The organism is Litoribaculum gwangyangense (genome assembly GCF_039543505.1).
GTDB classification, from domain to species: Bacteria; Bacteroidota; Bacteroidia; order Flavobacteriales; family Flavobacteriaceae; genus Litoribaculum; species Litoribaculum gwangyangense.
The window spans coordinates 719,703-746,060 of sequence record NZ_BAABJW010000001.1 but is presented as its reverse complement, the minus strand read 5'-3'; the positions used below and the strand labels follow the sequence as shown (position 1 = coordinate 746,060).

General features: G+C 33.1%; 25 protein-coding genes. 10 read left to right on the top strand and 15 right to left on the bottom strand.

Features of this window, described 5'->3' with window-relative positions; all coding sequences use genetic code 11:
- Positions 1-94 precede the first annotated feature (94 nt).
- Together ABD963_RS03265 and metG are read right to left on the bottom strand one after the other, a co-directional pair.
- Complete coding sequence (locus ABD963_RS03265) at positions 95-2,512, bottom strand: hypothetical protein (RefSeq protein ID WP_345275504.1); 2,418 nt, start codon at positions 2,510-2,512, stop codon at positions 95-97.
- Between the two features lie 148 nt (positions 2,513-2,660).
- Complete coding sequence (metG, locus tag ABD963_RS03260; protein ID WP_345275503.1) at positions 2,661-4,727, bottom strand: methionine--tRNA ligase; 2,067 nt, start codon at positions 4,725-4,727, stop codon at positions 2,661-2,663.
- 69 nt (positions 4,728-4,796) lie between these two features.
- On the opposite strand from metG, the gene ABD963_RS03255 reads away from it, so the two are divergent.
- Positions 4,797-5,816 carry a S66 peptidase family protein gene (locus ABD963_RS03255; RefSeq protein ID WP_425562791.1) on the top strand — a complete coding sequence of 340 codons (1,020 nt, stop codon included), beginning with the start codon at positions 4,797-4,799 and terminating at the stop codon, positions 5,814-5,816.
- Here the strand turns inward: ABD963_RS03255 and ABD963_RS03250 are convergent.
- Both ABD963_RS03250 and ABD963_RS03245 read right to left on the bottom strand, forming a co-directional pair.
- On the bottom strand, positions 5,813-6,265 hold the full coding sequence (locus tag ABD963_RS03250) for a DUF1569 domain-containing protein (RefSeq protein ID WP_345275502.1): 453 nt from the start codon (positions 6,263-6,265) through the stop codon (positions 5,813-5,815). The two genes, ABD963_RS03255 and ABD963_RS03250, sit on opposite strands and share 4 nt — an antisense overlap.
- 31 nt (positions 6,266-6,296) lie before the next feature.
- The gene (locus tag ABD963_RS03245; protein WP_345275501.1) at positions 6,297-7,073 is read right to left on the bottom strand and encodes a TerB family tellurite resistance protein; all 777 of its coding nucleotides are present in this window, start codon (positions 7,071-7,073) and stop codon (positions 6,297-6,299) included.
- Between the two features lie 120 nt (positions 7,074-7,193).
- Here ABD963_RS03245 and ABD963_RS03240 point away from each other — a divergent pair, with 120 nt between their 5' ends.
- From ABD963_RS03240 to ABD963_RS03220, 5 genes are all read left to right on the top strand, one after another.
- Complete coding sequence (locus ABD963_RS03240; RefSeq protein WP_345275500.1) at positions 7,194-7,604, top strand: BrxA/BrxB family bacilliredoxin; 411 nt, start codon at positions 7,194-7,196, stop codon at positions 7,602-7,604.
- Positions 7,605-7,716: 112 nt separating this feature from the next.
- Entirely contained in the window at positions 7,717-8,112 is a 396-nt protein-coding gene (locus ABD963_RS03235) for a hypothetical protein (RefSeq protein ID WP_345275499.1), read from the top strand.
- Between the two features lie 27 nt (positions 8,113-8,139).
- The gene (locus ABD963_RS03230; RefSeq protein ID WP_345275498.1) at positions 8,140-8,877 is read left to right on the top strand and encodes a lysophospholipid acyltransferase family protein; all 738 of its coding nucleotides are present in this window, start codon (positions 8,140-8,142) and stop codon (positions 8,875-8,877) included.
- Between the two features lie 9 nt (positions 8,878-8,886).
- Positions 8,887-9,879 (top strand): acyl-ACP desaturase, encoded by a 993-nt coding sequence (locus ABD963_RS03225; RefSeq protein WP_345275497.1) that lies wholly within the window; start codon positions 8,887-8,889, stop codon positions 9,877-9,879.
- A gap of 68 nt (positions 9,880-9,947) precedes the next feature.
- Positions 9,948-10,607, top strand: coding sequence for an HD domain-containing protein (locus ABD963_RS03220; protein WP_345275496.1), 660 nt, complete (start codon positions 9,948-9,950; stop codon positions 10,605-10,607).
- A gap of 366 nt (positions 10,608-10,973) precedes the next feature.
- Here ABD963_RS03220 and ABD963_RS03215 read toward each other — a convergent pair whose 3' ends face one another.
- Together ABD963_RS03215 and ABD963_RS03210 are read right to left on the bottom strand one after the other, a co-directional pair.
- Positions 10,974-11,150: a hypothetical protein gene (locus ABD963_RS03215; protein ID WP_345275495.1), complete on the bottom strand. Its 177-nt coding sequence runs from the start codon at positions 11,148-11,150 to the stop codon at positions 10,974-10,976.
- A 12-nt stretch (positions 11,151-11,162) separates the two neighbouring features.
- Positions 11,163-12,035 (bottom strand): AraC family transcriptional regulator, encoded by an 873-nt coding sequence (locus tag ABD963_RS03210; RefSeq protein ID WP_345275494.1) that lies wholly within the window; start codon positions 12,033-12,035, stop codon positions 11,163-11,165.
- A 533-nt stretch (positions 12,036-12,568) separates the two neighbouring features.
- Between ABD963_RS03210 and ABD963_RS03205 the strand changes: the two genes are divergently transcribed.
- Positions 12,569-13,168: a hypothetical protein gene (locus tag ABD963_RS03205; protein ID WP_345275493.1), complete on the top strand. Its 600-nt coding sequence runs from the start codon at positions 12,569-12,571 to the stop codon at positions 13,166-13,168.
- A 55-nt stretch (positions 13,169-13,223) separates the two neighbouring features.
- Here ABD963_RS03205 and ABD963_RS03200 read toward each other — a convergent pair whose 3' ends face one another.
- On the bottom strand, positions 13,224-14,297 hold the full coding sequence (locus tag ABD963_RS03200; protein ID WP_345275492.1) for a PA0069 family radical SAM protein: 1,074 nt from the start codon (positions 14,295-14,297) through the stop codon (positions 13,224-13,226).
- Between the two features lie 319 nt (positions 14,298-14,616).
- Between ABD963_RS03200 and ABD963_RS03195 the strand changes: the two genes are divergently transcribed.
- Positions 14,617-16,290 (top strand): glycoside hydrolase family 26 protein, encoded by a 1,674-nt coding sequence (locus tag ABD963_RS03195; RefSeq protein WP_345275491.1) that lies wholly within the window; start codon positions 14,617-14,619, stop codon positions 16,288-16,290.
- Between the two features lie 76 nt (positions 16,291-16,366).
- On the opposite strand, the gene ABD963_RS03190 is transcribed toward ABD963_RS03195, so the two are convergent.
- The 8 genes from ABD963_RS03190 to ABD963_RS03155 form a co-directional block, all read right to left on the bottom strand.
- Positions 16,367-17,149: an enoyl-CoA hydratase/isomerase family protein gene (locus ABD963_RS03190; RefSeq protein WP_345275490.1), complete on the bottom strand. Its 783-nt coding sequence runs from the start codon at positions 17,147-17,149 to the stop codon at positions 16,367-16,369.
- 3 nt (positions 17,150-17,152) lie between these two features.
- Complete coding sequence (locus ABD963_RS03185) at positions 17,153-17,581, bottom strand: hypothetical protein (protein WP_345275489.1); 429 nt, start codon at positions 17,579-17,581, stop codon at positions 17,153-17,155.
- A 6-nt stretch (positions 17,582-17,587) separates the two neighbouring features.
- The gene (locus tag ABD963_RS03180) at positions 17,588-19,048 is read right to left on the bottom strand and encodes a sensor histidine kinase (RefSeq protein ID WP_345275488.1); all 1,461 of its coding nucleotides are present in this window, start codon (positions 19,046-19,048) and stop codon (positions 17,588-17,590) included.
- 224 nt (positions 19,049-19,272) lie between these two features.
- A complete protein-coding gene (locus ABD963_RS03175) occupies positions 19,273-19,821 on the bottom strand; it encodes a CopD family protein (protein WP_345275487.1) in 549 nt (182 codons plus the stop codon).
- Between the two features lie 4 nt (positions 19,822-19,825).
- The gene (locus ABD963_RS03170) at positions 19,826-21,175 is read right to left on the bottom strand and encodes an MATE family efflux transporter (RefSeq protein WP_345275486.1); all 1,350 of its coding nucleotides are present in this window, start codon (positions 21,173-21,175) and stop codon (positions 19,826-19,828) included.
- On the bottom strand, positions 21,175-22,221 hold the full coding sequence (gene hemH, locus ABD963_RS03165) for a ferrochelatase (RefSeq protein WP_345275485.1): 1,047 nt from the start codon (positions 22,219-22,221) through the stop codon (positions 21,175-21,177). Before hemH ends, ABD963_RS03170 begins: the two co-directional genes overlap by 1 nt.
- A gap of 33 nt (positions 22,222-22,254) precedes the next feature.
- On the bottom strand, positions 22,255-22,410 hold the full coding sequence (locus ABD963_RS03160; RefSeq protein WP_345275484.1) for a hypothetical protein: 156 nt from the start codon (positions 22,408-22,410) through the stop codon (positions 22,255-22,257).
- A 27-nt stretch (positions 22,411-22,437) separates the two neighbouring features.
- A complete protein-coding gene (locus ABD963_RS03155) occupies positions 22,438-23,337 on the bottom strand; it encodes a helix-turn-helix transcriptional regulator (RefSeq protein ID WP_345275483.1) in 900 nt (299 codons plus the stop codon).
- Positions 23,338-23,525: 188 nt separating this feature from the next.
- On the opposite strand from ABD963_RS03155, the gene hemA reads away from it, so the two are divergent.
- A complete protein-coding gene (gene hemA / locus ABD963_RS03150; RefSeq protein WP_345275482.1) occupies positions 23,526-24,788 on the top strand; it encodes a glutamyl-tRNA reductase in 1,263 nt (420 codons plus the stop codon).
- Positions 24,781-26,358: a hydroxymethylbilane synthase gene (gene hemC, locus ABD963_RS03145; protein WP_345275481.1), complete on the top strand. Its 1,578-nt coding sequence runs from the start codon at positions 24,781-24,783 to the stop codon at positions 26,356-26,358. Before hemA ends, hemC begins: the two co-directional genes overlap by 8 nt.

The window sequence follows — 26,358 nt, the reverse complement described above, 5'->3', positions numbered from 1 at the left end:
ATATTAGTTTTTTGTAAAGTTAAAAATTTCCTCAGTGACTTTTAATACTGTTTCATAAAAAAAGGTACTATATATCAGGAAAATCATCTTCATTCTAATTAGATGTCGTTAATGTTTTAACCTCTGAAATGAATTCCCCTTTTTCATTAATACCCTCGATAAACAGTTTTATGCTGTTGTTAGCAGGGTTATATATGGTGAAACTTAAATTTCCATTGTCATCAATTTTACAATTAGGAATCCAATCTATAACACCATATTCTTTAAAAAAAGAATCATTATAAGCCTCATATTTTGGTACGTAAAACTTCTTAGCCACAGAAAAAGTTAGGGGAAATTCAAAATTCTTAAAAGGCTGTTTATTAACACTATTATATAGATTTTTGTTCGTATAAATTCTTATCACTCCATTTGCTCCAAGAAAACCTTCTCCAAGTCCTCGTCGATTTACAGAAACGTAATCAACAATATTCATATTAAAACCTGCCAAAAAATCTAAATTTACTAAAACATCATCTAAATAAACAATTGGGCTCAGATAAGAATTATTAATTGATGTAGGAACTCTATTAAATAGAGTAATAAAACCTCCTCGTTCGAAAGCCTGAAAATCTAGAAGGTAACTATTTACATAATTTACAAAGGTTAGATTCATGGCTCGTTTGGAATCATTGAAAACATCAACTCTTTGAAAAGGACTATCTAATAAACTTTTTAACTTGCTAGATTTCGGAGTAGCTTTAACCAAAACGTCATCAAGTTGTTGAGTTCTTTTAATATCTATTAGAGTAAATGGAGATGAATTAACTCTAACTATTGTTTCATCGCTTCCACCAATGACTTCATATTCCTTATTAAAACCAGGTATCATGGAAGGGAAAAATTGCAAATAAAGATTTGGACTTTTCAACTTCCCCTTTTTATCTAGAGCTCCTAAAATTAATTTCTCATCTCCTTCAGGATATAAATTCATTTTTACAAAACTACTTTTCCCGTTGGTTAATTTTATTATTTCTCCATCATTATTCTTTAGAGGATATAAAACAAAATCATCTAATGAATTGGTATTTGTATTGGCTTTTAAAAGTATCCCGTCTTCAAAAGCAAAATTATCTCTAACATTATACTTAAAAATATCATTCCAATTATAGCTACTCCAACCTTGTGTAATGAGTAAATTATCTAGTTCATACTTTTTTTGAGAATCAATGTTCTCAAAATAATAATTAGCATTTTCAATAAACCCTTTAACATAAGGCTGTAGATAAGTGTGGGAGGTAATATTATGATGTCTCTTATAAGATTTTGTTTCCTTAGGTAATACTGATATACTTATATTGTACTTTTTTTCAAAAAACTCAAAATTTTTTAAAATAGGTATTTGAACTTCAGTAGAATCCTTTATTTGTGTGTAACTAATTTTACCAGAATTCATAAATTTGATGCCTAAATAGTTAAAAACCATCCTTTCTAATATTGGCCTATTTTTAGAATCAAACAAAGTGAAAATATTTATCCCAGAAAATAAGTCCTTATAATCAATGATTTTGACAAGATTTGTTTCATTAAATGAAATATTAACGCCTTTTAACTTGGCGCCGTTATGAATAGTTAACTTAAATGGTTGTTCTTTTATATCATTTAATGTTCTTTCATTAGTTCTAAATTGTAATATTAGTCTTCCTTTTGAATTGTTTTTGTTTACTTGTATAGATATCCCTTTGGCTTCAATTTCATTTATAATATACTCGGATTGCTCATTTAAATAATTTATTCTAACTGTATAGCATTCACCTATTTTAGGAAACAATAAAAATTTGCTTATCCCTAGGGAATTTGTGCTAAATGTTGTTATAAATTTACCACTACAATTATAAACGTTGCCAATTAAATTTGGTATTCCGAAACCTTCACTATTCTTTACAACAACCCCTACATTAGTTTTAACTAAATCAACAAAATGACCCCCTTCTGGTAAAAATTGAACGTCAATACTACTATCAGAAACTACTTTTTTATTAATTGAATCCAGCTCTGGATTTATTACTTTGAATGATTCTACAAAAATGTTTCGCTCATCAAAATTCTTCATCCAATTCGTATAGGCTTTTAATTTATAATTCCCTGATAAAAATAAATCGTCTACATTAAATACATTATTTGTAAAGCCGTTATCAACCCTCAATAATTTACTTTTTATCACTTTGTCATTTTGATCTGTAATAATACAATACAGATTTTTTGTTATTTGAGATGGTACTTTTAATTTTTTATCAAAAACGTAGCAACTAAAACCAATCATTTCTCCCTTGGCGTAGGTACTTTTATTCAAATGACAATAAACAACCTCTCGGTAAGGAGAACTGTATTTATCAAAAAGAGCAATTATATTTTCTGAAGTTTGTTCTTGAGCATCTATTGTTTCAAAAATTGAACTAAAAAAAGTTCCTATAAATAAAATAACTATACAGTACCTATTTATATAAATTATTGAATCACTAAATATTTTCATAACAATAGAATTTTATTTTTCATTTAAAGTTAATGAAAATAATTTCCCTTTAAAGACTATACATTCTATGTTTTTAGATAATATTCGTTAATTTATAACATTACAATTAAACTTATGATAAATTTAGTGAGATGTTAATTAAACAACATTAACTTATTTGTAATCCATTATCAACTTGTGAATTATCTGGATTCACAAAAACCAATTTGCCTTCGGGGGTTTCCGTCATTAAAATCATACCTTGACTTTCAACACCTCTTAAAACTCTTGGTGCGAGATTTACTAAAACCGTGACACGTTTTCCAACTACTTCATCAGGTGTAAAACTTTCTGCAATTCCTGAAACTATGGTTCGTACATCAATTCCTGTGTCTACTTTTAAAACGAGTAGTTTTTTTGCTTTTGGTATTTTTTCAGCTTCCAAAATAGTTCCTACTCGAATATCTAATTTCGTAAAATCATCAAAAGAAATGGTTTCTTTTTGGGGTTCTACCCCTTTATTGGCAACTTCATTGGCCTTTTTACTAGCTTCCAATTTATCAAGTTGAAACTGAATCGTTTCATCTTCGATTTTGGAGAATAGTAATTCAGCTTTTCCTATTTGATGGCCAGCTGGAAGCAACACTTGTTTTGAATTGATGTCGTTCCAAGTTGATTCTGAGTCAAGGGTTGAATGACCAAGTATGTTTTTTAGTTTATCTGAAGTAAACGGTAAAAACGGTTCGCTTAAAGTCGCTAGAGCTGATGCTATTTGTAAGGCTACATACATAATGGTTTTGGTTCGTGCTTCATCTACTTTAATCACTTTCCAAGGTTCTTCATCTGCTAAATACTTATTTCCCAAACGCGCTAAATTCATAAGTTCCTGTTGTGCTTCTCTAAATCTGTAGCGTTCAATAGAACTTGCTATCACATCTGGATAGGCTTTTATGGCTGCCAAAGTTTCTTCGTCTACCTGTGTGAAGAAATCAGGTTTCGGAACAACACCGTTATAATATTTGTTGGTTAAAACAACCACACGATTGATGAAGTTACCAAAAATAGCCACCAACTCATTATTATTTCTGGCTTGAAAATCTTTCCAAGTAAAATCATTATCCTTAGTTTCTGGGGCATTAGCTGTTAGGGCATAACGCAATACATCTTGTTGATTTGGAAATTCCTTTAAATAATCGGGTAACCAAACCGCCCAATTTTTTGAGGTTGAAAGTTTATTACCTTCTAAATTTAAAAACTCATTGGCGGGCACATTATCTGGTAAAATATAACTGCCTTCTGCTTTTAGCATGGCAGGGAAAATAATGCAATGAAAAACAATATTATCTTTTCCAATAAAATGTACCAATTTGGTCTCATCGCTTTTCCAATAGGGTTCCCAATCCTTACCTTCTCGTTGCGCCCACTCCTTGGTAGATGAAATATACCCAATAGGGGCATCAAACCAAACGTACAATACTTTGCCTTCACCTCCTTCAGCTGGAACAGGAATACCCCAATCTAAATCACGGGTTACAGCTCTTGGACGTAACCCATCATCAATCCACGATTTTACTTGTCCATAAACATTGGGTTTCCAGTCTTTTTTATGACCCTCTAAAATCCATTCTTTTAAAAAATCTTCATATCTATCTAAAGGTAAAAACCAGTGTTTGGTCTCCTTTAGAGTAGGCACATTCCCTGTTAAAGCCGATTTAGGGTTAATTAAATCGGTAGCATTTAAACTGCTTCCACACTTTTCACATTGGTCCCCGTAAGCTTCTTCATTACCGCATTTTGGGCATGTTCCTGTTACAAATCTATCAGCTAAAAACTGGTTGGCTTCTTCATCATATAATTGCTCGGTAGTTTCTTCAATAAACTCCCCTTTTTCATTTAATGTTTGGAAAAATTCTGAGGCAGTTTCATGATGAATTGGTGCCGAAGTACGCGAATAATTATCAAAAGAAATTCCAAAATCCTCAAACGATTTTTTAATAATAGCATGGTATTTATCAACTACATCTTGAGGAGATACGCCTTCATTTTTTGCTTTTATAGTTATTGGTACCCCATGCTCATCACTACCACCAATAAGTACCACATCATTTCCTGTTAACCGCAAATAGCGTGCATAAATATCAGCTGGTACATAAACCCCTGCTAAATGCCCAATATGTATTGGCCCATTGGTGTAAGGTAAAGCAGTGGTAATGGTATATCGTTTTGGTTTGTCCATCAATCTAAAATTAAGCTGTAAAAGTACACATTTTGACAGCTATTTAGAAAAAAAATGTACATTTACATAATGTCGAAATACCTACTTACATTAAGCTTATATTGTGTTCTTTTTTTCCTTGGAATAAAAACCGTTTTGGCACAAAATTCAAACTCTGAAATTGATGGCATGACTTTACGAAAACCTTCATACTTGAAAGCCGGTGATACGGTTGCTATTGTTGCTCCATCTGGGGTTTTAAAAAACAGAACTCAAGAAATTGAACAAGCCACAAAATTGTTGAAAAGTTGGGGACTTAATTTTGTGGTTGGAAAACATGTGTTTAACCAAGCCAACCATTTTGCTGGAACGGATAATGATCGCTGTGAGGATTTGCAAAAAGCCTTGGACGATCCAAAAATTAAAGCTATTTGGTGCGCCCGAGGGGGCTACGGAACCGTGAGGATTTTAGATAAATTGAATTGGACTAAATTTAAACAAAATCCCAAATGGATTATTGGATATTCAGATATAACAGCACTGCATAACCAAATACACATTGAAGGCGTAGAGAGTATTCATGCGATGATGTGCACTAGTTTGCAAGATGATTTATCGGAAATTGAAGAAACCATTTCAACCTTTAAAGATGCCGTTTTTGGCAAGTCTTTAAGCTATGATTTAAGAGGTTCAAAATATAATAAAACAGGAGCTGCAACTGGAAAACTTGTTGGTGGTAATTTAACGATGTTACATACCATGTTAGGCTCAAAAACGAGTATTGATGTGTCTGGTAAAATATTGTTTATTGAAGAAATTGGAGAATATAAGTACCATATTGACCGAATGCTACAAAGCTTAAAACGTGCAGGTTATTTTGATAATTGTAAAGGTGTTATTGTAGGCGATATGACGAAACTTCGCAAGAACACCACACTTTGGGGAACAAGCGTAGAAAAACTTATATTAGATGCTCTGGCGGATTATGATTTCCCAATTGCCTTTAATATGCCGGCAGGACACGAAAAGGATAATCGCGCTATGATTCTGGGGAGAACGGTTGATTTGACAGTTGGCATTGAGCAGTCTTCAGTGGTGTTTGAAAACTAAACCCCAAACTGGCACAAGTGATGGTCTAGATGTTTATAAAATAAATTGTTCCATTCTTTAGCAGTTAATTTCCCGAAAGAATGCGATGGTTTATTTTCAAAATAAGCTTCTCCCAAGTTTTGGGTTTTGTTCAAATAATCTATCAATTTAGCTTTTTCTTCAACAAAATTTTTAGAACCTGAAATTACAAATTCTGGCGCTGTTCTACTGCTTTTCTTGTATGGTTTTTCACTTACAACATAAGGTTTTACAATGGCTTTTAGCATCCATTTTTTAAACGCATTTGGTTTTGGGTGTTTATTATCATAAATCATTTCATAGGTAACGTTACAATGTGCCAGCATTTGGTCAACACTCATTTTACCCCATTGGGGTTTTGCATAAGCATCTAATTTATCAATTCTTTCTATTAATTTATTAGTTTCCTTTAAGTCGAAAATATTATTCATGATTTTATATTTTTAAATAACAAGGTACTCATTAAAATCCTCTTTCCTTTTGCAACTGTTCATAGGCCATTTGTACTTGCCTAAATTTTTCTTCTGCACCTTCTTGATGTTCTTTTCCTAAATGGCGCACTTTATCGGGGTGGTATTTTTTGGCCATGATTCTGTAGGCTCTTTTAATGGCATCCACTGAGGCATTTTTTTCAATTTCCAAAATTTTATAAGCATTATCGCTACTGTTATAAAACATGGCTTTGATGCTTTCATAATCTTTCGAGTTTATTCCCAAATATCCCGCCATGGTGTAAATTTGACGCTCCTCATCCTGGGTGACCACACCATCTGCTTTTGCAATTCCAAATAAAAAATGCATTAATTGAAGTCTAGATGGATGGTCCATCATTTGTTTTATTTGTAAACACACTTGCCTAGTTGAAATATTTCTTTGATTAGTGATCTCTTTAAACAATTTGAAAGCATGATTGGCGCGCTCTTTACCATACATGCTAGCAAACTGTTGCCGCACAAAATCTAATTCTCGTTGATCTTGTTTCCCGTCGGCTTTTATAACAATAGATGCTAGAACGAGTAAGCTCACTTCAAAATCACCAGACTGGGTTTGTGGGCGTTGTTGCGGTTGTGCTCTGTAAGTAGTTCTTTGGTTTGATGTTTGTCCTTGTCCAATATAGGGTCTGCTTTTGTCATCAAACATATTGTCAATTAGACTGCCCAAAGCTAAACCAACTATAGCACCAATGGGGCCTCCAAAGGACCACCCAATGGCTCCCCCTATCCATTTTGAAAAACTCATGTAAGTATAAATTTTGTTTATCGTCAAATATAATATTTGTTAGTTGATTGCATACCGTTTTTGTTACACAATTGGTATCTTTGCAATCATAAAAAATGTTAATTATTAAAATTTGAAAATATGTATCCAGCAGAATTAGTTAGACCCATGCGCGAAGATTTAACCAAGGTTGGTTTTGAAGAATTGCATACTCCAGAGGCCGTTGATGCCGCTTTAGCAAAAGAAGGCACCACTTTAGTAGTGGTAAATTCAGTTTGTGGATGTGCCGCTGCCAATGCAAGACCAGGAGCAAGAATGAGTTTACAAAATGCTAAACGACCAGACCACATAGTAACTGTTTTTGCAGGTGTTGATAAAGAAGCCGTTGATGCTGCTCGTGGGTATATGGTACCTTTCCCGCCAAGTTCTCCAAGTATGGCATTATTTAAAGATGGCGAATTGGTGCATATGCTAGAGCGTCACCATATTGAAGGGCGTCCTGCAGAATTGATCGCTGAAAATTTAGTTGATGCTTACAATGAGTTTTGTTAAGAATCAACATCCTTATTAATTAATAAAAAAACCACGATTTTAAATTGTGGTTTTTTTATTTTTAGTGCGCAACTATTTTTAAGTTTTTGCATCTAGATTAAAATTAATTGTTATGGAAAGAAGAATATCATTTTTTGCACTATTTATCCTTGGCTTTACTCTATTATCCACACAATGTGATGAAGACGCTGTAATGACACAGGATGAAGATAAAGAGATGCTTTTATCCCTCAAGCAGGACATAGAAGCCTTAGCCAATACTTCGGTTTGTAATGAATCGACTGAATGCAAATACATTCCCTTGGGTAGCAAACCTTGTGGTGGTCCTTGGAGCTATCTTGTGTATTCTACTTCTATTGATACTGAAACATTAGAAACTATGGTGGCTAATTACAATCAAAAAGAAGCGGAATATAATACAAAATACGGTATTGTTTCAGATTGTGCTTTGGTAAATCCGCCTTCTGAAATAGTTTGCGGAAATAACTCTTGTGTTGCCATATATTAAAAAGCGGTTTTTACTTATTTTTGCTATATGCAAAAACTTCTGGCATATCCTTTAACGGTTTTATATTTTCTACTTTTTGGATTAACCCTTATTGTTTTTCATCCAATACAATGGTTTTGCTTTAATGTTCTCGGATACAAATCCCATAAAATCAGTGTTGACTGGTTGCAATTTTTTATCATGTGCTGCCTTAATGTTTTAGGTACTCGATTTACTTTTAAAAATCCCTATAAAATTGACACCTCTCAGCCATTAATAATTGTGGCAAACCACCAAAGTATGTACGATATCCCACCCATTATTTGGTACATGCGTAAACATCATCCAAAATTTATAAGTAAAATAGAATTAGGTAAAGGCATCCCAAGTGTGTCTTATAATTTACGTCACGGTGGTTCGGTTTTAATAGATAGAAAAAATCCGCGTCAATCGTTACCAGCCATTATAAAATTTGGCGAATATATTGAAGAAACCAAACGATGTGCCGTTATTTTTCCTGAGGGAACCCGAAGTAAAAACGGCGAACCCAAACCTTTTCAAACAAAAGGCTTGGATATTTTATTTAAAAAAATGCCTTCGGCTTTAATCGTTCCCATTTCAATCAATAATTCCTGGAAATTGTTAAAATATGGTAAATTTCCTATGGGTTTAGGCACTCATTTGAAATTTACAGTACACAAACCTATAAAATTGGCTACCTTTACAAATAAAGAAAATTTAATAAATAGTATTGAAACTACTATTAAAGCACATATACACCCTTAAAAAATATCGATGTCGTTAAAAAATGTACGATTGGAAGTGATGCAGTTTTTGGAAAAAGACGTTGAATCCCTAATTGAAAAATACCTTATCCCAATAGAAAAAATTTGGCAACCTGCAGATTTTCTGCCAAACTCTGAAGGTGATAACTTTTTTGAAGATGTACGCGAAATACGTGAACTTTCAAAAGAATTGCCTTATGATTTTTGGGTAGTTCTTGTTGGTGATATGATTACCGAAGAAGCTTTGCCAACGTACGAATCTTGGCTCATGGATGTTGAAGGTGTGAAGCAACAAGACCGAGAAAACCCATGGGCAAAGTGGGTTAGACATTGGACGGGTGAAGAAAACAGACATGGCGATGTTCTCAACAAATATCTCTATTTATCTGGTAGAGTAAATATGCGCGAAATTGAAAAAACTACGCAATTTCTAATAGCTGACGGTTTTGATATTGGCACCGATAGAGACCCTTACAAAAACTTTGTTTATACCAGTTTCCAAGAGCTAGCTACCTATATTTCGCATAATAGAGTGGCTAAAATAGCAAAATCAAAAGGGAATAAAAAGCTAGGGAAAATGTGCCAGATTATTTCTGGCGATGAAATGCGTCACCATAATGCCTATTCTGAGTTTGTTGAGCGCATTTTTAAAGTAGATCCTAATCAAATGATGCTGGCTTTTTATGATATGATGAAACTTAAAATTGCCATGCCTGCTCACTTTTTAAGAGAATCTGGCAATAAAATTAGCACTGCTTTTGAAGAATTTTCAAATACAGCACAACGAATAGGTGTATATACTTCAACTGATTATGTTGATATTTTAGATAAGCTCATCAAGCGTTGGGAAATAGATAAAATTTCAAACCTGACCGATGAAGCTGAAAAAGCCAGAGATTATTTAATGAACCTCCCTTCAAGGATGTATCGTTTATCAGAACGCATAAAAATTCCAGAAAATTCGTTTCAGTTTAAGTGGGTTGAACCTGCTTTTACAAAATAACAATTAAAACATTCGTTTATAAATTAATTCCTTTCGTTTAAGAAAGGAATTTTTATTTTTAACAAATAATGGATAATTCAAAAGAAATAATAAATAAAACCATAGTTTTTGTTAAAGACACGCTTTCTTGTGCTGAAGGCGGTCATGACTGGTTTCATGTAGAACGTGTTTATAAAAACGCCTTATTAATTGCAGAAAATGAAACCGTTGATATTTTTGTTGTTTCGCTTGCAGCTTTGCTTCATGATATTGCCGATAGTAAATTTCATGAAGGTGATGAAACCGTAGGCCCAAGAATAGCTCAGGAATTTTTAGTTAAATTGAACGTAAATTCTGAAGTTATTGAGCACATTATAAATATCATTAAGCACATTTCATTTAAAAATTCACTTGCAAAAAAATCAAATTTTACCTCCAAAGAGTTCGATGTTGTGCAAGATGCAGACAGACTAGACGCTATTGGTGCTATTGGTATTGCACGTTGTTTTAATTATGGAGGTTTTAAAAACAGACCTCTTTACAACCCCGATGTAAAACCTAACCTCCAAATGAGTAAAACTGAGTATAAAAACTCATCAGCGCCAACCATCAATCATTTTTACGAAAAATTATTACTTCTAAAAGATAAAATGAATACTATAACCGGTAAGCATCTTGCTTTAGAAAGGCATGCTTTTATGGAGGAATATTTAAACCAATTTTTTAATGAATGGGAAGGAAAAAGATAAATTTGAGGCCTTACTTTCTTTTGAAATTATCCTCATTGTATGTTATTTTAACACAATAATAACAATATATTGATATTAATGATAAAATAGAACATATATTGGTCAAAATGGATGTGTTTTAAAGTGACCCATTACTATAACTTTGTGCAGTTGAACGTTTAATAACTTTAAACATGAAAAAAATAGTAAAAAATAATAGAACTGCTACGTTAAATTTTGTTTTATCGCTGGCTTTACTTTTACTGGCGCTCCCCGTATTAGTTGGTGTTTTATTAATATGGTTCAGATTAAAATAATAACGTATAATTTTAAATTAAAAACCCTTCACTTAATAGAAGTAAAGGGTTTTTTTAATTTATGAGATTTTTAGTTTTCTTTAGCTACCTCAAGTGCAGTCAATTTGTATTCCAATATGGATAGTTCTTTACCACTTTGTATGATTTGTTCCACGGTCAAGTTGTTACTGGAATTTATAAAATTTACTATCCCATTCATTTTTACAATATAGTAACTTATTGTTTTGTCAATTTTATCATCTTCCATAGTAGCAACTTTCTATTGAATAATATGTTTTATTTCCTTTCTGTAATTTGAAGCACTTTTACCTGTAATTTCGTTGAATTGCTTATTAAAATGAGAAAAATTATTAAACCCACATTCGTAACAAATATCGGCGATACTTAATTTGCTTTCATTTAAAAGTTTGGTAGCATGTACAACTCGATATTCATTTACCAGTTGAGTAAAAGTTTTTCCAGTGGTTCTCTTGAAATATCTACAAAACGCTGGTACAGTCATACTAACCTTTTCCGCTATATCATCTAAAGTAATATGTTCTTGAAAATTAGCGTTTACGTATTTATATATGGTATTGATCTTATCACTGTCCTGTGGGTTGGTTTCAAGCGCTATACCATCTGCATTTAATACAGTAAAATCTTCAGTATAGGCTAAGTAGTTTAAAATTTCCAAAAACTTTAAAACACGTTCTAGCCCTTGGTATTCCAATAGTTTATTTATTTTAGGTCCCATAACGGTTTTTGTTTCAATACCAAACCTAATTCCTTTTTTGGCTCTATCAAATAATGACGAAACATGTGCCATTTCTGGAATACCTATAAAATCGTTTCCCAAGAAATCAGATTTAAATTGTACCGTAGTTTCGGTTCCATTGGCCGTTAACCTATCGGCAAACCCATTGTGGGGCAAATTTGCTCCAATTAAAATAAGTTGGCTATTATTAAAATAGGATAAATGGTTTCCTATATGTGTTTTTCCTTGGCCTTTGTTTACGTAAACCAACTCCAATTCAGGGTGAAAATGCCAAAAAGCATTATTCTTATCTACCTTCTCTGCATGTTGTTTTACAAGTAGCGAACTACCAAAACTAGGGCTTAGTTTTTCTAGTGTAGGTTTCTTACTCATCATAACGGGGTGGTTGTTTTTGTGCAAATTTAATGCATATTATACATTCAATATGTATTTTTTTGTCTTTATTATATGTTATTTTGTCTTAACATACTGTTAACATAAATTTAACGGTTAATATAGCATATAAATAAGTCAAAATTGATGTTTTCCTTACCCCATATCTAACATATCTTTGTATTGTTAAACATTAGGAAATATAGATTAAAAAAATATACTCTTAGGTGAGTGACAAAATTCATTAATAATTAGTTTAATGTCTTATTTAGTTTAGTTGGTAAAAGTGAGCTGTGGTGGCTCACTTTTTTTTATGCCTTATTGTGTCCCTTCTTTTAAATGAGGAATAACAACATTTATTTTATTGGATATTTTGAATTTATACTTTTTTAACAGAGAGTTGTTCTATATTAACTTAATAATTGTTTTATATAGATATAAAAGATAATATAGCACATAAAATCATCAAAATCAATGTTTTAAAAACTTATAACTCAATCTATATTTGCTGTGTTGAACGTTAAAAAAACCAAATCATGAAAAACCTAATTAAACACTCTAAAAAAGGAATCTTAATGGTAACTATGTTTGCTACCTTGTTAAGTTTCGCCAATGAAGTATCATTCTACACTATTAAAAATGACACGAAAAAAACTTTACTTACTTTAAAAAATGTAAAGGGAGGTAACCTATTGTCCATTGTAGATAATAATGGTATAATTTTATACAAAGAGATTATTGAAAAATCTGGTAATTATACCAAAGGATTTGATTTAACATCACTTCCAGATGGTAAGTATATTTTTGAGATTAACAAAGATTTAGAAATAACTACCATTCCTTTTTCAGTAACATCGAATAATGTGGTTTTTAATAAAGAAGCCAGTGAAACTATTTACAAGCCTTTTACAAGAGTTCAAGGTGATATGGTATATGTTACCAAATTGGCTTTAAATGATGAACCTTTAAAAATTGAAATTTACTTCACATCGGCAAGTGATTATGAACTTATGTTTTCTGAAACTATTGAAAACACCAGAAATATCCAGAAAGCATATAAGTTAACTGGACTGGATAAAGGCAATTACAAAATTGTTATTAAAACAGAAGGAAGAACTTTTACAAAAAACATCTAACTCTTTAAACACTATTAATCGTTAAAAGTGGGTTTTAAAAACCCACTTTTTTGTTTTAAAAAAGTTTTAATTGCCCATCTCTAAACTGTTCATACAATTCTGTGTTCAATTTAGGCATGCCTTTATCTTTAAAATATTTACGTTTTGCCAATTTTATAAGGTTATTGATTTGCTCCGCAATTTTACAATCACCTTGCATTCGTGTTTGATATCGTGAATCGTTTAAAGTTCCTCCATGGCAACTTTCTATTTGATGTAATACTTTATCGGCTCTATCGGGCATGGTTTTTTTAATCCAATCAGTAAAAATTTCACCAATCGCACCATTTAATCTGACAATAGTATGTGCAATGGATAAGGCACCATGATCTGAAGCGGCTTTTGCCAAAGGCAAAATTTCATGGCTATTTATGGATGGAATAATAGGTGCTAACATCACATTTACAGGAATTTTGTTATCGCTTAATATTTTAACGGTTTCTAAACGCCTTGCTATAGTTGCTGTTCTTGGTTCTAAAACGCGTCGGGTTTGTTCAGATAATGAGGTAATAGATACATTAACAGCTATTAAATTATCCTTCGCCAAAGCTTTTAAAATATCTAAATCTCTTAAAATTAAAGAGTTTTTAGTAATAATACCAACTGGATGTTTGTGATTTAAAAATACTTCTAAACAGTTTCTGGTTATTTCAAATTGCTTTTCGGCAGGTTGGTAACAATCGGTATTTCCAGACATAACAATAGGGTGTGCTTTCCAAGTTTTCTTTTTCAACAATTCTTCCAGCAATTTTGGCGCATCTTTTTTTACTAAAATCCTTCTTTCAAAATCCAACCCTGCACTGTAACCCCAATATTCATGGGTGTTTCTGGCATAACAATAAATGCATCCATGTTCGCAACCTTGGTAGGCATTCATGGAGAACATCATGCCAACATCTGGACTTACCACTTTATTCACTATAGTTTTTGGAAAAACAGGTAAGTAAAGGGTTTTATTTTTATCGGCTTGTTCTCCTTCTTTTAAGCAGAATTCTAGGAAATCATCACGAACTTCATGGCTTAATTCAAAAAAACGATTATGCGCATTTAGTTGCGCACCACGTCCTTTTATGGTAGATTTTGGGTCCATTACAGTAAAATTAAGGGTTATTGCTGTATAAGTAGCTCTTTAAAATTACTTATAATTTTTTCTGAAAATTGTTAAAACAAATGAACTTTATTAACAACTTGATTTTGTAAAAATTTTCAGCTACCTTGGTTTAAAATAATGAAAGTAGCTTATAATCAATATATTTTAGGCTTAAAGGATATTTTATAAAATTTTTCTTCTATTCACGAACAAAAAACACAGCGCCAAAATTCTATAGAAAATCATATAAAATTTACTTTAAGAGTTAAAACGGCAAAGCACTTTGAACTAAGTGAACCTGAATTAAAAAATAAAATTTATGAATAATAATACAAGACTTATAAGGGTTTATGCCATGGTGTTTATTTTAGTCGCATTTACAACTAGTAAAAAGATTATTGCTCAAGAACAAAAAAAATCAAAGCTTTCAGTTGAGGCAATGGTCTCTATGATTGATAAGACTATTGATGATGAATTTGTTTATGAATACGAAAAAACAAAATATGTTCCCCCAAAAGGGAAAACACTTCTTATCATGGGTCAAACCGTTGAAAGAATTTCAGAATATATGGCTGCTTTTCCAGAGGAAGAAATTCCAAGTGGTTGGTCAGCATATTGGGGGATTCCAGAATTCAAAGGTATTATAGAGCCTCATAAAAATACAGCAGGCAATACACAATATCATCAAATGATAATTGACAAGTTTCCCAACACCGTAATACAAAGTGCCATGTGGATGGTAGGCAATTGGGATATTGCAAAAAATGCAGGAAATGGAGCATACGATAATGTTGTTAAACAATTTAGTGCTTGGGCTAAAGTTGCCAATAGACCAATATATTTAAGAATAGGATACGAGTTTGATGGACCTCATAACACTTTGGAACCAGATGAATATGTAAAGGCCTATAAGCATATCGTAGATATCATGCGAACAGAGGGCGCTCATAACGTCGCTTTCGTTTGGCATTCATTTGCATCCAAACCTTACAAAAACTATCCCTTAGAAGCTTGGTATCCTGGTGATGACTATGTTGACTGGGTTGCTATATCGGTTTTTGGACACGCCTACGATGGTCCTGAATTTGGCATTTATTGTGATAATGTGCTGAACTTTGCCAAACAACACAAAAAACCAGTAATGATTGCAGAATCTAACCCCATAAATGGAATTGATATAGAAAATACCGAAGTATGGAATAACTGGTTCGCAAACTATTTCAGTTTCATTTATAACAAGAATATCAAGGCCATTAGCTTTATAAATGAGGACTGGCCAAAAATAGGTATTGAAGGTATTTCAGAATGGAAAGATAGTCGACTTTATAAAAACGATGTAATCTCTAAAGCATGGTTTAAGGAAACTAGCAATGATAATTATTTAAAGCAATCTTCTAAATTGTTTGATATCTTGGGCTTTGAACCTATCCATAACGCTACAAAATCCATTCTTAAAGAATATGATGAGTCGGCGAAAGATGACCTTGTAGTTAAAAAAATGGACTTGCCATTCTATGTTTATCAAGATGGAGAAAACAACCCTTACTTCCCCTCTGCTTACATGGGAAATTATAAGGCTATAAAGGTAGACTTAAAAAACAAAGAAGATGTTTATGCTGGCACTTATGCTTTAAAACTATCTTATAGTGATGACTACGAATGGTATGGTCTGGGCTTAGTAACTCCTCCAAATGATTGGGGAGATATTGAAGGAGGTTATGATCTTTCTGGTACAAGCCAATTTAGTTTTTGGGCCAAGGCCAGTGAAAAAAATCTTAACGCTACCGTAGGTTTTGGATTGATAAAAAAAGATAAACCATATCCAGATAGTGCCATAGAGCACATAGAGATTAAGCTTACAACCAAATGGAAGAAATATACCATCAAATTGAAGAATCAGGATATGAGCTGTATTCGATCAGGGTTGGTTGTTTTTTCTAGTGCTTATGGTAAACCTCATGACATTTATATAGATGACGTGGTCTTTGAATAAAAGCATAACACCCAATGAGTGAGATTAAAATAGTTTCAAAAAGAAATTAAAATACTCTGAATTCTAAATGAAAAACTTACTTTCCGGGGAAGTTTGCCTGTCTTTTTTCAAGAAAGGCGGTAGTGCCTTCTTTAAAATCTAGGGTTCCAAAACACTTCCCAAACTGTTTTATTTCTACTTGGTAACCATCTACCCCATCTTTAAAATTGGCATTAATGGCTTTTATAGCACTTTTAATTGCTACTGGCGAATTACGCATGATTTTACTTGCTATTTTTTCACAAAGCGGTAACAGTTCATCTTGAGTGGTAACATGGTTTACTAAACCATAATTTAAAGCGGTGTGGGCATCAATCATACCGGCCGTCATAATCAACTCCATAGCGCGCCCTTTGCCAATTAATTGTGGTAAACGTTGCGTGCCTCCGTAACCCGGTATAACACCTAACGATACTTCTGGCAAACCCATTTTAGCATTATCGCTAGCTACCCTAAAATGACATGCCATGGCCAATTCCAATCCGCCACCAAGAGCAAATCCATTTACTGCTGCTATAACTGGGGTTGATAAATTTTCAATAAAATCGAACAACAATTCTTGACCTTTTGAGGCTAGATTAGCGCCTTCTTTTACAGAAAAATTTGCAAATTCACTAATATCGGCACCTGCAACAAACGCTTTTTCGCCACTTCCTATTAAAATTATAACTTTGGTTTTCTTATCGTGGTTAGCTTCATCAAATGCCTCGTGAAGTTCTTTAATAGTTTCTCTGTTTAAAGCATTTAATTTGTTAGGACGATTGATTGTAATAGTTGTAATACCCTTTTCTTCCTTTGAGAATATGTTGTTGTAGCTCATAATTTATTCTTTGAATAATTTTAATCCTTTAATATAAAATAAGTTGGATTCATAAAAGTGTAATGCCGTTTTGACAACTCTATCTGACTTATCTCTGGGTGATTTTGTAATATATCTTGCTTTAGAGTTGGTGAAATCGATGTTATACTTTTCATCCAAATCTGTTTCTTTATTGGTATGAAAATAGACTATATTATTTTCAGCTTTCCAAGTTCCTTTTCCGTAAAAATTCTCCTCTATGTTGGCTTTTGAAATAGAAGAAATATCCCTTAAAAAGTGATATGAAAATGTTCCATCATCGTTCAAAATAAGTGTCCATTTCGTTTTTGTTCCATCAATACTGTCATGGGTGTGATCAATTACGTAAACCCCAGATTGTGCCCATACATAACCGGGAATTAAAGCCCAAAAAATAAAAAATAGCTTTATCATAGTTGTTTAATTTTGTTTAGGAAATATGACTATGAAAGTAGTGCCTTTATCTTTTTCAGTATTAAATGTAATGCTCCCTTTATAGGTTTCTACAATATTTTTAACCATGGCTAATCCTAAACCCATACCACTAGTTTTGGTGGTAAACTTCGGCTCAAACACTTTATCCATGTTTTCTTCTGAAATTCCCGAACCGTTATCAGCAATCGTAATGACCACATTATATTCATCGGTGGTAACAGCTACATTTATTTTAGGCGTTCGATGATCTGGTATGGATTGAATTCCGTTTTTTACCAAATTGGTTACTAAACGAATAAGCTGTGCTCTGTCAAATTTTGCAATAATTTCCTCCTGCTCTGCCGAAAAAGCGATATAATCTTCATTAAAAATATCCAGTGCCAATTTCACGATATTAACCACGTTAAGTGTTTCGTTTTGTTGTGCGGGCATTTTAGCAAAATTTGAAAATGCTGATGCAATAGAACTCATGGTATCAATTTGCTGGATAAGCGTCTTGCTGTATTCATTTACTTTTAAATGGATGTTTTCATCTTCTGGATTAAACTTTCGTTGAAAATTTTGCACCGTTAATCGCATTGGCGTCAATGGATTCTTTATTTCGTGCGCTACTTGTTTTGCCATTTCTCTCCACGCTTGTTCACGTTCGCTTCGAGCTAATTGCACAGCACTTTCCTCTAGCTCGTCAATCATACTGTTATAGGAGTTTACCAAAGTAGAAATCTCTTCACTAGTGGTATCAATTTCAATTTTTTCATTACGTTTTTCCAATCTCGTGGTATTGATTTTGTCACTAATGGCCTTTAGCGATTTCGTAATGTATTTTGAAAGCAAAAATGCCAAAATGATGGCCATTAAAAAAATAAAGGTGAATGCTAAACCAATTCGCTTTAAAAATTCTTCAAGTTCTTTGGTTAAAAAATCATCTTTTTCTAAATAAGGTAAATTTAATATGGCCAATGACTTAGAATGTTGGTCCGAAATAATAGTGTAAGAAGATTGAAACGTTTCTCCATTTTCAGTATGCTTATCAACAAATCGATGGGTGGCTGTATTGGTGATCGCGTTTAAAACCTCGGCAGACAAACATTTATCGGCAGCTGTGTTTTGTAAGCCTGCTCTTGATGAAATCAATAAATTTCCATCTAAATCATATAGATTGATTTGAAGTTTATGGATGTCTGCAATATTATAGATTTCTTCTTTGAAAATAATGGGTATATTTTCGGTTTTTACTTCCCATGTATTTTGTCTGCCGTTTAAAACCCGCCTAATATGTGTTTGAATGTTTTCTTCTTTGCGCCCCAAACGTTCGGTGTGGTAATCTTCACTTTGTTCTTTGTACTGATAAATTGCTACTGCAGAAATAAGAATAGATGCCAGTAATACCAAGAACATCATGGCTAAAAAAATACGAGTACGAAGGGAAAGTTTTTTTATATTCATCTAAAATATCGATGCAATAAATATAGCAATAATCAAACCAAACAGGCTAAGCTGGTTTAAAAAACTATAACTTGATAATTGAGTGCGTTTAGGATAGCCATGGAAATCCTTTTTTGAGGTACGATAAAAAAGATTGTAATGAATAGCCTGACCCAACAGGGTAACGCCCAACTTCTCGATACCATTTTGATTTTAATAAAAACCCATCGACGTGATATAAAAGCCTATGTTTCAGGATTTTTATTTCTTATATTCTTATAAATTTTAAATCCCAACATAATAAGAATTGCTAAAAGCAATATCCCAACAATACCCCAAACCCAATTAATAGCACTTTTTAGTAGCACTAGAAAAACTACTGCAAACAGGATAAAAGTGGCGCCTTCGTTCCAAATTCGCATAAAACTGGAGGTTTTTTTTACCACATCGTTTTGTAATTGCTTATAATATTGATGGGTTTTTAAATGATAAATTATGAGTAAAACTACAAAAGCAAGTTTTACATGCATCCAACCTTGTTGCAACCAGTAGGGTTGTAAAACAAGTAACCAAATGGCAAAAATAGTTGCCAAAATGGCTGATGGCCATGTGATGATAAACCATAGGCGCTTTGCCATAAGTTTAAGTTGCTTCCCTAAAATTTCCTTATCTGGAGAAGGTTTGTGAAACGCTTCAATTTGATAGACAAATAAACGCGGGATGTAAAATAACCCAGCAAACCAAGTAATCACAAAAATAAGATGAAAGGATTTAATGTAGTTGTAATATTCCATAACCCTAGTTGGTAGTTACTAAATTTCGTTTTAGTTCTAAATTAAGAAAATAGGCTGTAATAATGGTTGCCAAAACATCAGAAATAGGAAAAGACATCCAAACCCCTAATTCTCCAAAAAACTTGGGAAGTATCAAAATTAAGGGAATAAAAATAAATCCTTGTCGAGTTAATGTGAGTAAAAGTGCAGGGACAGCTTTACCGATAGCTTGAAAATAAGCCGCTCCAATAAGTTGAATTGCAATGATCGGGGTAGCGGCAAATACCCAACGCATATCGTTAGGAGTTTCTTTTATTACTGCAAGATCAGTTGTAAATAATTTAGTAATGGCTTCTGGGAATACCATAAGTAAAATAAAAACCAGCGTTGCTAAGCCAGCAGCATATTTAATGGCGGTAAAAATGGTTTCCTTAACTCGATGATATTTTTTCGCACCATAATTAAATCCTGCTATAGGCAAAAAACCTTGAGTAATTCCATACACTGGAAATAAAGCAAACATAAGCATTCTACCTACTATCGCATACGCTGTAACAGAAGTTTCACCTCCCAAATTGAACAAAATATTATTCATAAATAGGTAGGTAACACTTACTACTGCTTGTCTTGCTAGAGTAACAAATCCTAGAGAACTGATCTCTGAAACTATAGGTTTATTGAGACCAAAATGAGATATATTTATTTTTAACTCAGAGTTTTTTGAAAGGAAAAACCACAGAATAAAACCAAAACAAAGCAAATATGACCCTGTGGTAGCCCATGCTGCTCCTTCCATTCCCAATTCTAGTAAATTGATAAAAACATAATCCAAAAGTAAATTACCAACCGATGGAATCATCATCGCGTACATGGCAAACTTAGGCTTACCTTCTGCGCGAATAACAGTGTTTCCCATCATACATAGTGCTAAAAATGGCACACCATAAAGCACAATTTTATAATATATTTTGGCAGGCTCGAAAATGGTGTCTTTGCCACCAAAAGCAGGAATAATACCATCCACAAACCAAAGTCCAAAAATTACAAACGTAACAGTAACCAAGAGGGTAAGTGTAAGCTGATTTCCGAAAGTTTTTAAAGCTTTGTCTTTATTATCAGCTCCTAAAGCTCGGGAGATTATAGACGAACCACCAATGCCAATAGACATTCCCAATGCGGCAATAAAAAATGACACCGGCAATACCACGTTAATGGCAGCAATAGCTGTAGAGCCTATCCATTGGCCTACAAAAATAGTGTCGACTAGAATGTTTAGCGACATCACTAAAATTCCAATTGATGCTGGGACAGCTTGTTTTATTAAGAGTTTACTAATAGGTTGTGAACCTAATTCTTGGGATGAAACCTTGGTCATTATACCATTACGGTTTCAGGAGTAGCCCATTCCTTTATCCAACGGGAAATGAGTGCTACCCAGTCATCATCGTCATTTAAACAAGGTATAGTTGTAAACTCCTTTCCTCCAACTTCATGAAATATTTCTTCCCCTTCCATGGCTATTTCTTCTAAAGTTTCTAAACAATCACTCACAAAAGCGGGGGTTACAATCGCCATGTTTTTTATCCCTTGTTTTCCCAAACGTTCAATCGTTCTATCGGTATAAGGTTGCAACCATGGGTCGAATCCTAAACGAGATTGAAAGGAGGTTGAAAAGGTGCCTTCTTTTAAATTTAATGCTTCTCCAACTAAACGTGTTACTTCAACGCATTGGTGCTTATAGCAATACTTGTGCGCCTCACTAGGTATTTTACAACATTTACAATTTACTTTATCGCTTGGATTACAATGTGATTTAGTGATATCGCTTTTACGAATGTGACGTTCAGGAACCCCGTGATACGAAAACAATAAATGCTCGTAGTTTTTCCCTTGTAGGTGTTTTTTAATGGAGTTTGACAATACTTCTATGTAATCTGGTTTGTTGTAAAAAGCTGGAACCGATTCGATTTTTAAATTTGGAAAATATTTTTGTCTTATTTCCTCAGCTAAAACCGTTATGGTTTCAGTGGTTGCCATCGCAAATTGTGGATATAATGGAAACAATAATACTTCTTCTACACCTTTGTTAACCAATTCTTGAAGCCCCTTTTTTATGGTCATACTCCCATAGCGCATAGCCAAAGCAACCGGTTCCTCCACTTGTTTTTGAAGTTTATTTTGAAGTCTTTCAGAAAGCACAATTAAAGGTGAACCTTCATCCCACCAAATTTTTTTGTACGCTTTCGCAGAAGCTTTCGGACGCGTATTTAAAATGATTCCTTTTACAAGCAAATTTCTTGCCCAAAGGGGCACGTCTATAACGCGTTCATCCATTAAAAACTCTCCCAAATATTTTTTTACATCCTTTGGTTCTGGGCTATCGGGAGATCCCAGATTTACTAGTAATATTCCTTTTTTCATTTGCAATTTAAATATCTCTTTTGGTGCTATTCCTTAATGCTCATTTATTCTCTGTTGAGGATATGGTTTTGGTCGTTCTTCAGTATAATCACAATCTTGAAAAATACCACACGACATATTTATACGTGCTAAAGATTTTGATTCTACGTTTTTTGACAAGGCTTCAATTTCTGGGGTTAAATATTTCATCCGTATCAATTTAAAGCATTTACAAATTTAGTTTAAAGATGTCACATATTTTTTGGGAGTGGTACCATATTTCTTTTTGAAAGCAGCAATAAAGTGGCTTGCGGTGCTGTAACCTACTTTTAAACCCACTTCGTTAACATTATCATCACCAGACTCCAATAATTTTCTTGCTACCTCCATTTTGTAATCGAATAAAAAACTAAAAACCGAATCGCCATAAATTTGTTTAAATCCTTCTTTTAGTTTTTTAATATTAAGACCAATTTCATCGGCAAGTTCCTGTAAACTCGGTGGCTCTGCCATTCTGGAAATAATAATATCTTTTGCTTTTCTTATTTTTATTACATTGGTTTCATCAACAAGAAAAGGGCATTGCTCTACATTGGTGTCCTCATTTCTATTAAAATACAAACTCAACAATTCATAGGCTTTCCCTTTAAAATAAAGGTTTTTTATGGATTGATTTAGGTTGAAATTTATAAGTTGATTAAGTACAATCGCCATGGATGGTGAAATAATACCATCCTTATAATATTTTTTATCCTTATTATCTTCACTTAAAAACGTAATATAACCAGCTTCTTGCGAGAACAATCCATGGAATTTTTTAATGGATATTAAAATGGAAACTATCCAAGAATTTGAGTCTATCTGAAGATCTATAGGTAAATCGCGTTGCGGATTATAAAGCAACAACGAATTTTCTTCCAAAACGTTTAAACTATAACGCCCTTCATTAAAAATAAACTTACTATGGCCCTTAACGCAAAAATGAAATTGAATAAAGTCGCTATTTATTTCTTTAACAATACTTTGCACTTCACTTTGGTCATTCTTATAAGTTAAAACCAAAAAATCATCAGCTATTTTGGTTTCTTTAAAAGAACCTTGAACGACATTTTTTTGTAAACTTTCTTGGTTATTCATTTTGCTTTTATTTAGATTGGTTCTAAATAGAATTCGTTGAAATACTTGATTTTACTGCAAAAATAAAACATTTATCATATAATTTTAAAATTACTTCCTAAAAAACTTGAAACGATACTAAAAGTTCTTTCAGCGTTATTTTTTTAATAAGTATCCCTATATTTTTGTTCCACATTTCAGGTATCAGCATGCAGAAGTATAATATTTCACGCAATAACTATTTTTATGCCATTGGTTTGAGCTACAAAAAAGCCGATGCAGATATTCGTGGGCGATTTAGTTTAGATGAAGATTCTAGACTTAGCTTACTCAACCAAGCCAAAAAGAATGGTATTGAAAGTTTGATAGTAACCTCAACTTGTAACAGAACAGAAATTTATGGTTTTGCCCAACATCCTTTTCAACTCATTCAATTACTTTGTGATAATGCTCGGGGTACCGTTGAGGAGTTTCAGGAAGTCGCTTACATTTATAAAAATAAGGACGCCATTGCGCACATGTTTCGTGTAGGTTCTGGTTTGGATAGTCAAATTCTTGGGGATTTTGAAATTATTAGCCAATTAAAAAATAGTGCCCGTATTTCAAAAAAATACCATTTGCTCAATCATTTTACCGAGCGTTTAGTGAATGCCGTTATTCAAGCAAGTAAACGTATTAAGAATGAAACTGAAATTTCTTCGGGTGCAACTTCTGTGTCTTTTGCATCGGTTCAATATATATTTAATACCGTTGAAGATATTTCGAATAAAAACATTTTGCTCTTTGGAACAGGAAAAATAGGCAGAAACACCTGTGAAAATTTGGTGAAGCATACCAAAAATGAGCATATAACACTCATCAACAGAACTAAGGATAAAGCGGAGCAAATTGCTGGAAAGTTCAACTTAGTGGTTAAAGATTATGCCAATTTGCAAGAAGAAATTTCAAAATCGGATATTTTAATTGTTGCTACAGGAGCCCAACGTCCAACTATCGATAAACAACTTATACAAACCAAAAAGAACTTGTTGATTTTGGATTTATCCATTCCTAAAAACGTTAATGAAAATGTTGAAGATTTGGATCATGTTTCCCTTGTTCATCTGGATCATTTATCTAAAATCACTGATAAAACTTTAGAGGATCGAAAAAAACACATTCCATTGGCAGAAGCCATCATCGAAGAAGTCAAAACAGACTTTAACAATTGGCTTGAAACCAGAAAATTTGCACCAACTATTAAGGCTTTAAAACATAAATTAAATGATTTTGCTGCCGCTGAATTAGAAACTCAACGCAAAAAGTTGACTGATTTTAATGAAGCACAAGCCGAATTAATTAGCAACAATATCATTCAAAAAATAACTAATCATTTTGCGCATCATTTAAAAGATGATAGCGTTTCTACGGACGAAAGTCTCGAACTTATTAAAAAAGTGTTCCAGTTAGAACCTTCACCAAAAAATGTCTAAAACCATAAGAATTGGTACGCGCGATAGCGAATTAGCGTTATGGCAGGCCAAAATAGTACAAAGTCAACTCGAAAATTTAGGTTATAAAACCGAACTAGTCCCTGTAAAATCTACAGGCGATTTAGTTTTAGACAAGCCCCTTTATGAGCTTGGAATTACAGGCATTTTTACTAGAACACTTGATATCGCCATGTTAAATGACGATATCGATATTGCAGTACATTCGCTCAAGGATGTTCCAACTTTGTTGCCAAAAGGTATTGTGCAAGCGGCTGTCTTAAAACGTGGTAATGTTAATGATACATTGGTTTTTAAAAACAATGAAGAATTTTTAAGCTCCAAAAAAGCTATAATAGCAACAGGAAGCTTAAGACGACGTGCACAATGGCTTAACCGCTTCCCCACCCACACTATTGTAGACTTACGAGGTAATGTGAATTCCCGTTTGCAAAAACTGGAAAACCATGAAAATTGGAACGGTGCTATTTTTGCCGCAGCAGGCATAGGCAGAATTGGTTTAAGACCCGAAGAAGCCATTAATCTTGATTGGATGATTCCTGCGCCAGCTCAAGGTGCCATCATGATTACGGCTTTAGAAGAAGATGAATTTGTAAGAAATGCTTGTGCCAAATTAAATCATGAAGAAACTGAAATTTGCACTGGTATTGAGCGTGAATTTTTAAATAAGCTGGAAGGTGGCTGTACCGCGCCCATAGGTGCTTTAGCTTATATTAAAAATGAAGAAATTCATTTTAAGGGTGTTTTATTAAGCACTGATGGATCTAAAAGAATTGACGTTACTCGTGTTAAAAAATTAGGTGAACATAAAGATATGGCTCAATTTTGTGCGGATTTTATAATAGAACGTGGTGGAAAGCGCCTCATGGAAACCATAAAACACTCTAATAAAAAAACAAATGTGTTTTCAACTAAATCGCTTACCGAAGACCAACGTTTATTATTCAATGAAAAAGTCGTTCCTGAAAGTAGTGATTTTATCAAAATAAGCTTGAATCGTATTCATCCGCGTTTTTTAAAAAATGAAATCCAAAATGTGGTTATCACTAGTAAAAATGCGGTTGAATCTTTAATTACTAATTATTCAGCAACCGAATTGCAATTCAAAAATATATATTGTGTTGGCAGAAGAACCAAGCGATTAATTGAAAAGAAAATAGGTAAAGTAACTCACTCCGAAAAAAATGCGGAAACACTGGCTGAATATTTGGTTGAATACCTTGAAGGTACAGAAGTCACTTATTTTTGTAGTGATATAAGACTAGATGCTTTACCCACTATTTTAGCCGAAAACCATATAAAAGTAAATGAAGTTGAAGCATATCAAACAAAATTTGACGGCTTTAAAATTGAAGATACTGTTGAGGCTGTGATGTTCTACAGCCCATCTACAGTAGAAAGTTTTGTTGAAAAAAATAAAGACGAAATTATTGCTTTTTGTATTGGTGAAACCACCGCTAAAGAAGCAAGAAAACATTTCAATGATGTTAGAGTTGCTAAAGTTCCAACGGTAGAAAGTGTAATTGAATTGGTAAACGAATATTACGTTTAA